Raw genomic sequence first — 12041 nt, 5'->3', positions numbered from 1 at the left:
GTATTTCCGAAGGTTTCTCCAAATTCGTGACTGGCGGTGGTATTTCCAGTCACCCTGAATGGCACTACGGGTCCCGGCCACGCTGGTTGAGGCTTTAAAGGCAGGCGCATTTGTCGCGACATTCTTCAACAAAAGCCCCGTGGCCTTTGAACCCCAACGCCGGCCCCGGTAAGATGCCCAACAGAATTTTTCCACCTCGCTATTCAGGACACCCGCCATGAGCATCAAATCGGACAAGTGGATTCGCCGCATGGCGCAAGAGCACGGCATGATCGAACCGTTCGTCGAGCGCCAGATCCGTGGTCAAGGCGATGCCCCTGTGATTTCCTACGGCGTTTCCAGCTACGGCTACGACGTACGTTGCGCCGATGAGTTCAAGGTGTTCACCAACATCAATTCGGCGATCGTCGATCCGAAGAACTTCGACGAAAAGAGCTTCGTCGACGTCAAGAGCGACGTGTGCATCATTCCGCCAAACTCCTTCGCCCTGGCGCGCACCGTGGAGTTCTTCCGTATTCCCCGCGATGTGCTGACCATCTGCCTGGGCAAGAGCACCTACGCGCGTTGCGGCATCATCGTCAACGTGACGCCGCTTGAGCCCGAGTGGGAAGGCCACGTGACCCTGGAGTTCTCCAACACCACCACCTTGCCGGCGAAAATCTACGCCAACGAGGGTGTGGCGCAGATGCTGTTCCTGCAGTCAGACGAGGACTGTGAAGTGTCCTACAAAGACCGCGCAGGCAAGTACCAAGGCCAGCGCGGCGTCACCCTCCCACGCGCTTGATCGAAAGGTCTTACGCGTAAAGGGAATTAGTCTGCGGAAAGTGACTCTATCTAGGTGTACTGCCTCGGCGCGTGTAAAACGCGCCGAGCCACGCTTGAGGAGTACCTTATGAAGATCGACCCGAGAATCAGCGCAGAACTTGCCCGGCTTGAACCCAACCAGATTGGCGTTCTGGCCTGGTCCCTGATGGCCGATCCTGCTTATGCGGGCGGCATTCCCGGCCAACCCGAGCCGGATTACCCACAACCCACCGAACCGGGTGAACCGACCTTGCCGGACGAGCCACCACCCGCGCCTGTCGCCTGATACCTGGAAGGCCGGTCATCGCACTGGCCATACCTCGTGGTCGCCGATCACGAAGATTCGGCGGTCATTCTCCTGTTCCACCGCAAAGCCACCGGTAAATGCCCCGAACGCCGGCAGCAAGCTGACCCGCGTCCCGATCTGAAAGCACGGTAACCGTAGGCTCTGCCGGCCTCTGCCACGCAAGCGATATACCGGATGTACATGCCCCGCCAGCACATGATGGCTGGGATGCGCATCCGGTTCGTGCTGCAGGGCGAAAGGGCCCATCAGCAGCGGCTCCGGGACGACCTCGATGTTCAAGTCGACAGGCGGGTCACCGGCGCGCTTGTCGTGATTGCCGCGAATCAGGGTCATCGCCAATTTGTCATGACGTGCGCGCCAGGCTCTCAGCGCGCTCAGGGTGCCGCTGGCATGTGAGCCGGGGCCGTGCAGGAAATCGCCGAGAAAGATCACCTGCGTGCACGGTAGCGCGGATAGCAGCCGATCCAGGCGCTGCAGGTTCTCGGTGGTGGTCCCCTGTGGCACCGGCTGGCCCAGGCTGCGATAGGCGGATGCCTTGCCGAAATGCGCGTCGGCTATCAGCAAGCACTGTTGAGCGGGCCAGTACACCGCCTTTTCGGCCAGCAGCCACAACGCTTCCCCCTCCAGCATCAATGAGCAATGCATCAGCGCTTCCCGTTATCCGCGACTTTTTCCAGGTCCTTGACCATCCGCGCAATGCGCTCCGAGAGTTTTTCCGAACTGAGGCTTTCGCGCATTCGCTCCACCAGCAATGGAAAGGCCAGGGGCGTAGGCCGTTCGATCAGGTGCAGGTCTCGTTTGAGCGCTGAAAGATGACGCAATGTCTCATCCAACCGATGAATATCCAACTCATCGCGCAGGACTTCTTCCCCGGCCTGGGTCAGCAGCAGGTTCTGCGGGTCATATTGCTTGAACACCTCAAAGAACAAGCCGCTGGAGGCCTGCACCTGCCGCGTACTTTTCGGCGCACCCGGATATCCGGCAAACACCAGCCCGGCAATACGTGCGATCTCGCGAAAGCGGCGCAGGGCCAGTTCACCGGCATTCAGGCTGGCCGCCACGTGCTCCAGCAAATGCTCAGGGCTCAGTAACGATTCATTCAGCAGCGCCGGCCAGTCCACTTCGGTGGCGCTCAACAACTCCAGCCCGTAATCATTGACGGCAATCGAAAAAGTCACCGCCTGCCGCTGGCTCACCCGCCACGCCAGCAGGCTCGCCAGGCCCAAGTGCACCTGGCGCCCGGCGAACGGATAGAGAAACAGGTGCCACCCCTCCCTGGACTTCAGCGCCTCGGCCAGCAAATGCTTGCGCGTCGGCAGGCCCGACCAGCGCAACTGCGTCTGCAACAGGGACTGCACTGCCTGCATCTCCGGGCCTTCATAGTGACCGTGCGCCGCCGCATCAAAGCGCTCCACCACGGCCTGGGCCAGCTCATTGGAAAGGGGCATGCGCCCGCCATTCCAGCGCGGCACGGCGGCTTTTTTCGCGGTGCTGCGGCGTACATAGGCGGTCATGTTTTCCACCCGTACCAGCTCCAGCAAGCGACCGGCAAATAGAAAGCCGTCGCCAGGCTTGAGCCGCGCAATAAAGCCTTCCTCGACACTCCCCAGATTCTTGCCGCCACCGCCCTTGCTCCAGAATTTCAGCTGGATACTGGCATCGCTGACGATCGTGCCCACGCTCATCCGATGACGACGCGCCAGCCGGGCATCGGGGACGCGCCATACCCCATGCTCGTCTGGTTCTACGCGGCGGTAATCCGGGTAGGCGGTCAGCGAGAGGCCGCCATGGCGCACAAAACCCAGCGCCCACGCCCAGTCTGCGTCCGTGAGGTCGCGATAAGCCCAGGCACCGCGCACCTCGGCCAGTAAGGCATCGGGTGTAAACCCGCCGCCCAGCGCCATGCTGACCAAATGTTGTACGAGCACATCCAATGGCTTGTGCGGTGATTCCCGCGCTTCAATGCGCCGCTGGGCAATCGCATCCTGGGCCGCCGCGGCTTCCACCAGCTCCAGGCTGTGGGTCGGCACCAACGTCACCCGCGATGGCCGCCCTGGCGCATGCCCCGAACGCCCGGCGCGCTGCATCAAGCGCGCCACACCTTTGGCCGAGCCGATCTGCAGTACGCGCTCCACGGGCAGGAAGTCCACCCCTAGGTCGAGGCTCGATGTGCACACCACCGCCTTGAGCTGGCCGTCTTTCAGCGCCCGTTCCACCCAATCGCGGGTTTCCCGGGACAACGAACCGTGGTGCAGGGCAATCACCCCGGCCCAGTCCGGCCGGGCGTCCAGTAAGGCCTGATACCAGATTTCCGATTGTGCCCGCGTATTGGTAAACACCAGGCAGCTACTGCTGGCGTCCACCTCGGCCACCACCTGGGGCAACATCTTCAAGCCGATGTGCCCGGCCCAGGGAAAGCGCTCGGCGACGGGTGGCAGCAAGGTGTCGACCTGCAGCTGTTTAGCCGTTTTGCCTTGCACGTTGATCCCGCCCCCTTGTGGGACCAGTACTTCCAAGGCGTGGGACTGGTTGCCCAAGGTCGCCGAGATACCCCACACCATCAGCTCCGGATGCCAACGCCGCAGCCGTGCCAGCGCCAGTTGCAACTGTACGCCGCGCTTGTTGCCAATCAATTCATGCCATTCATCCACGACCACCATGCGCAGGTGCGCCAGGCCCACTTCGCTGTCGGCGCGCGCCAGCATCAGGGTCAGGCTTTCCGGCGTCGTGATCAGTGCAGTGGGTTGGCGCCGTGTCTGCCGGGCGCGCTCACTGCTGCTGGTATCGCCGGTGCGCAGGCCGACACTCCAGGGAATCTCCAACGTTTCAAGCGGCGCTTCGAGGGCGCGCGCGGTGTCGGCCGCCAGGGCACGCATGGGCGTGATCCACAGCACCGTCAGGGGTTCAGCGGGAGGTTTGCGTTTACCCGTCACGGGCGGGCGAGTGATGGCGAAGCGATTGAGGGCGGCAAACCACAGCGCATAGGTCTTACCCGCGCCGGTGTTGGCATGCAGCAACCCCGACTGGCCCCCCTTGACCGCCGCCCATACGTCTTTCTGAAAGGCGAACGGCTTCCAGCCTTTGGCGGCAAACCATTGTTTGGCGAAGTCGATGGGTTTTGCCATGCGGTGGCTGAACTCTGGAAGGCCTATTCCACAGACCTTCACCGAGTATCAAAGGTTTAACGCAATCCTTGTAGGCGCCGGTTTGCTGGCGATGGCGGCCCGACAGCCAACCGCTATCTAACGGTTGCCCCGCGATCCAAAAATGTGGGAGCGGGCTTGCTCGCGAAGGCGCCCTGACAGCCGACCAGGAGATTGGATCAGACCGGGTACATATCCGTTATCTAGGTAACGGCTGCTAGGGGTTCCGCTCTTACAGCGGGTCACTTTGGAAAAGCCCCAAAGTAACCAAAAGGCTCTTGCCCCAACACTCGGCACCTCGCTCACGCTCGGTGTGCCCGTAATCCGACAGTGATTTGGGGGGCCGCCGCCACGCGCCCTCCATGGCGCGGGGCGGCTAAACCGGCATCCCTGCCGGTTTACCCCCCAAATCCCTGTCGAATTCCAGCCAGCGTGTTTGATGGGGCGCCTGAGATCAAAAGCGAGATCAAGATCAAGAGCGACTCGCTTCGCATCGTGGTTAGGGTAGGTTGCAGCAAAAACTGTGTAGATACCTGTGCTGATCGCCGGTAAGGCGGCTCCTTGGTTATTTCAGGTTGCCGCTCAGGAACTGCTGCAAACGCTCACTCTTCGGGTTACCCAGCACGTCCTCAGGTGCGCCTTGTTCTTCCACCAGGCCCTTGTGCAGGAACAGCACCTGGCTCGATACCTTGCGTGCAAAGCTCATCTCGTGGGTCACCATGATCATGGTGCGACCTTCCTCGGCGAGGCCCTGGATCACCTTCAACACTTCGCCTACCAGCTCCGGGTCGAGGGCCGAGGTGGGTTCGTCGAACAGCATCACCTCCGGTTCCATCGCCAGGGCGCGGGCGATGGCCACGCGTTGCTGCTGGCCGCCGGACAGGAACGCCGGGTACTGATCGGCTACGCGCGCCGGCAAACCCACCTTGTCCAGGTAACGACGGGCACGATCTTCGGCGTCCTTCTTGCTGCAACCCAGCACCCGGCGCGGTGCCATGGTGATGTTTTCCAGCACGCTCATGTGGCTCCACAGGTTGAAGTGCTGGAACACCATTGCCAGGCGCGTGCGCAGGCGCTGCAGTTCGGCATCATCGGCCACGCGCATGCCGTGGCGGTCGCTGACCATGCGGATCGGTTGGCCGTCGAGGGTCATGGCGCCGTCGTTGGGGGTTTCCAGGAAGTTGATGCAGCGCAAAAAGGTGCTCTTGCCCGAGCCGCTGGCGCCGATCAGGCTGATCACGTCACCGGTCCTGGCCTTGAGCGAAACACCTTTGAGCACCTCATTGTCGCCATAGCTTTTATGCAGGCCTTCAACGGTCAATTTGTACATGGGGCGTGCATCCTCAAGGCGAAAGTAGATAGCCGCTGCGGTAGGCCTCGGTGCCTGCGACATGGCCGATGACCATCCCGGCAGTGGCCATGCGGCGCAGCGAACGGGCGTAAAGCAGGCCGGCCTTCTGGCAGCGCACCGGCGTTACGCGGTCGGAAATGGGGTCGATGATTTCAGCGATCAACTGCCCGGCTTCCAGGTATTCACCCGGCAGTGTGCTGAACACCAGCAGGCCGCCGACTGGAGTTGCCACCGGTTCAACGCCGGCCAGCGGCGTGGCCGGGTAGGGCAGTTCGGGCAGTGGTGCTGCATCGCCTGCAATGGCGCCGAAGTGAATCAGGTAATTGATGATCGCCTGGCAGTCGAGGCTGGCCAGGCCATGGTTGACGTCGCCCTGGCCGCGCAGTTCTACGGTCACCGAGAAGCTGCCCATGGGGATCGCAAAGCGCTCGCCGAAGCGTTGCTGCAATCGCCACCACACCAGGGTGAAACACTCATCGAAGGACTGCCCGCCGGAATCGGTGGCCAGCAGGTTGGCCTCCGAACCGATATAGCGTGCCAATGGTTCCACCTGCGGCCAGGCTTCGGGGGTGGTGTACAGATGCGCCACGGCTTCGAAGTCGCAATGCAGGTCCAGCACCATATCGGCGTCGCAGGCCAGGCGTTGCAGCACCAGCCGCTGGGATTGCAGTTGGGTGTCGGCGCGTTGTGCAGCGAGGGCGGTGGACAACGCGGCGCGGACCAACTTGACGTTCTGCCGGGGATCGTCCCCAAGCACGTTCTCGATCTGGTCACCCACCGTTTCACTGAGGTCGACAAACAGGCGATTGAAGTTCTGCCCGCTCTCCAGCTCGTAGCGGCCCAGCGGGATATCCATCAACACCTGTTCCAGGCCCACCGGATTGGCAATGGGCACCAGCACGATCTCACTGCGCAGGCGACCGGCCGCGGCCAACTTCGCCAGCTGGACCTTGAGGTGCCAGGCAACGAGCATGCCCGGCAGCTCATCGGCATGCAGCGATGACTGAATGTAAATCTTGCCTTCGGCCTGTTCCGGGCCGAAGTGAAAGCTGTGAATCTGCCGCGCCGTGCCGGGCACCGGCGCAATCAGCTCGTGGACCTGATGACGCATGAAGGCTCCTTAGTGGCTCGGCCCGAGGAAGGCCAGCCAGCGGCGCTCCGCCAGACGAAACAGACCGACCAGGGCAAAGGTCACGGTCAGGTAGATCAGCGCAGCGATACCGAATGATTGGAAGGTCATAAAGGTAGCCGAGTTGGCATCCCGCGCCACCTTGAGGATGTCTGGAATCGTCGCGGTGAAGGCCACCGTGGTCGAGTGCAGCATCAGGATCACTTCATTGCTGTAGTAGGGCAGCGAACGGCGCAACGCCGACGGCATGATCACGTACGCGTAGAGTTTCCAGCCGCTCAAGCCGTAGGCCTTGGCCGCTTCGACTTCGCCATGGGCCATGCTGCGGATCGACCCGGCGAAAATCTCCGTGGTGTAGGCACATGTGTTCAGGGCAAACGCCAGGATGGTGCAGTTCATCGCGTCGCGAAAGAATGCGTCCAGCAGTGGCTGCTCGCGCACGGCGGCGATGCTGTAGATGCCGGTGTAGCAGATCAGCAACTGGATATAGAGCGGCGTGCCCCGGAACAGGTAGGTGTAGAACTGCACCGGCCAGCGCACCAGGCGCTTGCGCGACACACGGGCGATGGACAACGGGATCGACACCAGGAACCCGATGACCAGGGCGGCCGTCAGCAACCACATCGTCATGGCCAGGCCGGTGATGTGCTGGCCGTCGCTATAAAGGAAGGGGCGCCAGTATTCCTGCAAGAGTTCGATCATCGTACGGCCTCCCGGGCGCCTGCAGAGTAGCGACGTTCAAGGCGGCGCAAGACGAAGTTGGACGCGCTGGTGATCAACAAGTAGATCAACGCCGCGAGTACCAGGAAGTAAAACAGCTGATACGTGCTCTTGCCGGCGTCCTGGGCGGCCTTGACCAGGTCGGCCAGGCCGATGATCGACACCAGGGCCGTGGCCTTGAGCATCACCATCCAGTTATTGCCGATACCCGGCAGGGCAAAGCGCATCATTTGCGGGAAGGTCACGTAGCGAAACCGCTGGCCGCGCTTGAGGCCATAGGCCGTGGCGGCTTCCAGTTGGCCACGGGGCACCGCAAGGATCGCGCCGCGAAAAGTCTCGGTGAAGTAGGCACCGTAGATAAACCCCAGGGTAATCACCCCGGCGCTGAATGGGTCGATCTCGATGTATTCCCATTCCATGAAGTCGGTCAGGCCGGTGAGCCAGGTTTGCAGGCTGTAGAAAATCAGCAGCATCAGCACCAAGTCGGGCACCCCACGGATCAGCGTGGTGTAGAGCTGGGCGGGGATGCGCAGGAACGGCAGGCTGGACAATTTGGCGCTGGCGCCGATCAGCCCCAGCAATACGCTGACGGCCAGGGACAGCACCGACAACTTGATCGTCATCCAGGTGCCTTGCAGCAACAGCGGGCCGAAACCCTTCAAGCTGAGCGCGCTCAGGCCGAGGGTTTGCAACAGTTCTTCGAACATAAATCGGGACCTATGGCGATAAAAAAGCGCCCCTCCAGGGGAGGGGCGCTCCAGGCATTATTTGCCGCTGTACAGGTTCAGATCGCCAAAGTGTTTCTTCTGGATGGTGGCGTAGGTGCCATCATCGTGTAACGCTTTGATACCTTTATCCAAAAGCGCCTTCAGTTCAGTGTTACCTTTTTTGATACCGATGGCGGTTTTCGACGGCAGCAACGGGTCGTCGATCGCCGCGCTCACTTCGTAGCCAGCACCGGCTGGCGACTTCAGGAAGCCCAGTTCGGCCTGCAGCATGTCTTGCACGGAAGCGTCGAGACGCCCGGAAGTCAGGTCGGCATACACTTGGTCCTGGTTGGCGTAGGCCTTGGTGGTCACACCGGCTTTGTCCAGCACGGCCTTGGCATAGGCTTCCTGGATGGTGCCTTGTTCGTAGCCCACGGATTTGCCCTTGAGGGACTCAGGCGTCGAGTAGCCAGCACCTTTCTTGAACACCAGCGAGGTCGGGCCGGAGAACAGCTCATTAGAGAAGTCGATGGCCTTTTCACGCACCGGGGTGACGGTCATGGACGAAATCACGCCGTCGAATTTGTTGGCTTTCAGGCCTGGAATCATGCCGTCGAAATCACTTTCAACCCACTTGCACTTCACTTTCAGCTCGGCGCAGATCGCATTGCCCAGGTCGATATCGAAGCCTACCAGGCTGCCATCGGCGGCCTTGGATTCGAACGGCGCGTAGGACGGATCGACACCAAAACGCAGTTCCTTGTATTCCTTGGCCAGCGCGGTACCTGCGGCCATGCACAGAGCCAGTGCAGAAAGGGTCAGCAATGCTTTTTTCATTATGTAATCCCTGGAAACCAAGATAAGCGCTTGTGGCGCGTTTTTAGGACTGTTACTGAACGGTGTCAGACGGATCACAAGTAGCAATTTCTGCACCATAGTTCCGAATGAGCGTTTTAAAAGGTGGGGCGAGGGCGTTCTGAGTGTAGGAGATGCCCGAAATTGGGCGCACAAAAAACAGTGCACCAAGTTGGGTCCGTCATGGGTCAACATTATGGGAGCGGGCGTGCCTGCGATGGCGGCGTTTCGGTGACAGATGAACGAACCGGTCCACCGTTATCGCAGGCAAGCCCGCTCCCACAGGCGGTTCGTGACGGTTATTTGCCAACGAGTCAGGCCAGCAGGTCCTGCAGGGTGGCGAGGTTGTCGGCGTCCTCGACCTTCTTATCCTGGCGCCAGCGCAACATCCGCGGAAATCGCACCGCAATCCCGCTCTTGTGCCGTTTGGACAGGGCAATGCCCTCGAACCCCAGTTCAAACACCATGCTGGGCGTCACACTGCTCACCGGGCCGAATTTTTCCACCGTGGTCTTGCGCACGATCGCATCGACCTTGCGCATTTCTTCGTCGGTCAGCCCGGAGTAGGCCTTGGCGAAGGGCACCAGCGTGCGATCGCTGCCGGGCGGGCCGTCCCACACTGCGAAGGTATAGTCGCTGTAGAGGCTGGCACGACGGCCGTGGCCGCGCTGGGCATAGATCAACACCGCGTCGACGCTGAATGGGTCGACCTTCCATTTCCACCACACGCCCATGTCTTTGGTACGGCCTACGCCGTACAGGCCATCACGTGCCTTGAGCATCATGCCTTCCACGCCCAGGCGGCGGGACGCTTCGCGCTGTTCGGCCAGCGCTTGCCAACATGTTCCGGTCAGCAACGGGGAGGCGAGCAAAACCGGTTGGTTGCACTGGGCGACGACGCGCTCAAGTTGGGTGCGGCGCTCGGCTTGGGTGTGGTTGCGCCAGTCGTCGCCCTCGTGTTCCAACAGGTCGTACGCGAGCACCGCGACCGGGGCATCCTCCAGCACCTTTTTGCTCAGGGTCTTGCGGCCGATCCGCTGCTGCAGCAGGGCGAAGGGTTGCACCGCATCCTTCCACACCACGATTTCGCCGTCGATCACCGTGCCATCGGGCAGGCCGCTCACCAGGCTGTGAAGCTCGGGGAAACGCTCGGTGACCAATTCTTCGCCACGGGACCAGATCCACAGGCGGCCTTCACGCTTGACCAGTTGCGCACGGATGCCATCCCACTTCCATTCCACCTGCCAGTCGGAGGGGGCACCGAGCAACGCGTCGAATTGCTCCACCGGTTGTGCCAGGCCATGGGCGAGAAAAAACGGATAAGGCTGCCCGCCCCGTTGCGCATGCTCGTCGGACGATTCGGCGGCGATCAGCTTGAGGTAGCCCTCAGGCGTAGGGCGATTGGACAGGTCGGTGTAGCCCACCAATCGCTGCGCTACCCGCTTGCTGTCGAGGTCGGCCATCGCGGCGAGGGCGCGGGTGACCAGCAACTTGGACACCCCGACCCGAAAACTGCCGGTGATCAGCTTGATGCACACCATCAGGCTTGGTTGATCCAATTGCGCCCATAACGCCGGGAGCCGCTCGGCCAGTTCCAGCGGAGGCAAGCCACGCAAAGGCAGGAGTTTTTCCTCCAGCCACACCGCGAGACCGTCCTCCGAGGTGTAGGGGGATTCCGGTAGTAGCAGGGAGATGGTCTCTGCCAGGTCGCCTACCGACTGGTAGCTTTCTTCAAACAGCCACGGCTCGATGCCGGACGCTTCGGTGGCCATGTCCCTTAACAGGCGCGTGGGCACCAATTGCCGGGGGCGTCCTCCGGAGAGGAAATACACAGCCCAGGCGGCATCCTCGGGTGCTGCTTGACGGAAGTAGGCTTGCAACGCGGCAAGCTTGGCGTTGCTCGAGGTGGTGGCGTCGAGGTTAGCGTACAACTCGGCGAAGGCTTTCATGCGCCGGCCTCCTCTTCGTCGTCACCGTATTCAGTGGTGAAACCCTGGGCATCCAGGCCTTTTTCCCGCAGATGGCGCACCAGCACGCCGACAGAACCGTGGGTGACCATCACCCGTTCAGCGCCGGTTTGCTCGATGGCCCACAACAGGCCGGGCCAATCGGCGTGGTCCGACAGCACGAAGCCACGGTCGACGCCGCGTCGACGGCGGGTGCCGCGCAGGCGCATCCAGCCGCTGGCGAAGGCGTCGCTGTAGTCGCCGAAGCGCTTGATCCAAGTGCTGCCGCCGGCAGAAGGTGGGGCGATGATCAGTGCCTGGCGCAACAGCGGGTCGGTCTTCTTGAAGTCACCGGCGTAGAGCGTCTCAGGGATATAGATGCCGGCCTCGCGGTACACCCGGTTCAACGGCTCGACCGCGCCGTGGCTGAGGATCGGGCCGATGCTGGCGTCGATGCCATGCAAGATGCGCTGGGCCTTGCCGAATGAGTAACAGAACAACACGCTGGCCTTGCCGGCGGCGATATTCGCCTGCCACCAATCGTTGATCCCGGCGAAGATCTGCGCCTGGGGCTGCCAGCGGTAGATCGGCAGGCCGAAGGTGGATTCGGTGATAAAAGTGTGGCAACGCACCGGCTCGAAGGGGGCGCAGGTGCCGTCGGGCTCGACCTTGTAGTCACCGGACGCGACCCAGACTTCGCCCTGGTATTCCAGGCGCACTTGGGCCGAGCCGAGCACATGCCCGGCCGGGTGAAAACTCAAGGTGACGCCGTGGTGGACCAGTCGCTCGCCGTAGGCCAGGGTCTGCAGGTTGATGTCCTGGCCCAGGCGTGAACGCAGGATGCCTTCACCGGGGGCGGCCGCCAGGTAGTGCTGGTTGCCCGTGCGGGCGTGGTCGCCGTGGGCATGGGTGATGACCGAACGCGCCACCGGCCGCCAGGGGTCGATGTAGAAATCTCCGGCGGGGCAGTAGAGGCCTTCGGGGCGGGCGATGACAAGGTCCATGGGCGTGCCGGGGGCGATGGGCTTATCAGGTAGGAGGCGGGGTCGAGTGCAGAAGTTCTATCTGAATGCATGCAG

General features: G+C 61.9%; 11 protein-coding genes. 2 read left to right on the top strand and 9 right to left on the bottom strand.

Annotation, left to right across the window (positions count from 1 at the left end; all coding sequences use genetic code 11):
- Positions 1 to 217: 217 nt before the first annotated feature.
- Complete coding sequence (dcd, locus tag CQ002_RS03830) at positions 218 to 784, top strand: dCTP deaminase (protein ID WP_034109068.1); 567 nt, start codon at positions 218 to 220, stop codon at positions 782 to 784.
- Positions 785 to 892: 108 nt separating this feature from the next.
- Positions 893 to 1090 (top strand): hypothetical protein, encoded by a 198-nt coding sequence (locus tag CQ002_RS03825; RefSeq protein ID WP_010212420.1) that lies wholly within the window; start codon positions 893 to 895, stop codon positions 1088 to 1090.
- A gap of 15 nt (positions 1091 to 1105) precedes the next feature.
- Here CQ002_RS03825 and pdeM read toward each other — a convergent pair whose 3' ends face one another.
- The 9 genes from pdeM to CQ002_RS03780 all read right to left on the bottom strand — a co-directional run bounded on the left by pdeM (position 1106) and on the right by CQ002_RS03780 (position 11966).
- Positions 1106 to 1756: a ligase-associated DNA damage response endonuclease PdeM gene (gene pdeM / locus CQ002_RS03820; RefSeq protein ID WP_034109065.1), complete on the bottom strand. Its 651-nt coding sequence runs from the start codon at positions 1754 to 1756 to the stop codon at positions 1106 to 1108.
- Positions 1756 to 4236, bottom strand: coding sequence for a ligase-associated DNA damage response DEXH box helicase (locus tag CQ002_RS03815; protein ID WP_105161751.1), 2481 nt, complete (start codon positions 4234 to 4236; stop codon positions 1756 to 1758). The genes pdeM and CQ002_RS03815 overlap by 1 nt, the downstream gene beginning before the upstream one ends.
- Positions 4237 to 4819: 583 nt before the next feature.
- Positions 4820 to 5584 carry an ABC transporter ATP-binding protein gene (locus CQ002_RS03810; protein WP_016973168.1) on the bottom strand — a complete coding sequence of 255 codons (765 nt, stop codon included), beginning with the start codon at positions 5582 to 5584 and terminating at the stop codon, positions 4820 to 4822.
- A 13-nt stretch (positions 5585 to 5597) separates the two neighbouring features.
- Positions 5598 to 6716 carry a succinylglutamate desuccinylase/aspartoacylase family protein gene (locus tag CQ002_RS03805; RefSeq protein WP_105161752.1) on the bottom strand — a complete coding sequence of 373 codons (1119 nt, stop codon included), beginning with the start codon at positions 6714 to 6716 and terminating at the stop codon, positions 5598 to 5600.
- Between the two features lie 9 nt (positions 6717 to 6725).
- Entirely contained in the window at positions 6726 to 7436 is a 711-nt protein-coding gene (locus CQ002_RS03800) for an ABC transporter permease (protein ID WP_034103893.1), read from the bottom strand.
- Positions 7433 to 8161, bottom strand: a complete 729-nt coding sequence (locus CQ002_RS03795; RefSeq protein WP_025855156.1) for an ABC transporter permease — start codon at positions 8159 to 8161, stop codon at positions 7433 to 7435. The genes CQ002_RS03800 and CQ002_RS03795 overlap by 4 nt, the downstream gene beginning before the upstream one ends.
- A 57-nt stretch (positions 8162 to 8218) precedes the next feature.
- Positions 8219 to 8998 (bottom strand): transporter substrate-binding domain-containing protein, encoded by a 780-nt coding sequence (locus CQ002_RS03790; protein ID WP_025855157.1) that lies wholly within the window; start codon positions 8996 to 8998, stop codon positions 8219 to 8221.
- Positions 8999 to 9330: 332 nt separating this feature from the next.
- Complete coding sequence (locus tag CQ002_RS03785) at positions 9331 to 10965, bottom strand: ATP-dependent DNA ligase (RefSeq protein ID WP_105161753.1); 1635 nt, start codon at positions 10963 to 10965, stop codon at positions 9331 to 9333.
- The gene (locus CQ002_RS03780; protein ID WP_105161754.1) at positions 10962 to 11966 is read right to left on the bottom strand and encodes a ligase-associated DNA damage response exonuclease; all 1005 of its coding nucleotides are present in this window, start codon (positions 11964 to 11966) and stop codon (positions 10962 to 10964) included. The genes CQ002_RS03785 and CQ002_RS03780 overlap by 4 nt, the downstream gene beginning before the upstream one ends.
- Positions 11967 to 12041 lie beyond the last annotated feature (75 nt).

This window comes from Pseudomonas sp. MYb13 (assembly GCF_002980075.1).
Taxonomy (GTDB): Bacteria; Pseudomonadota; Gammaproteobacteria; order Pseudomonadales; family Pseudomonadaceae; genus Aquipseudomonas; species Aquipseudomonas lurida.
Note: the sequence above shows the minus strand (reverse complement) of the source record. Positions and strands in the feature narration are given on the sequence as shown.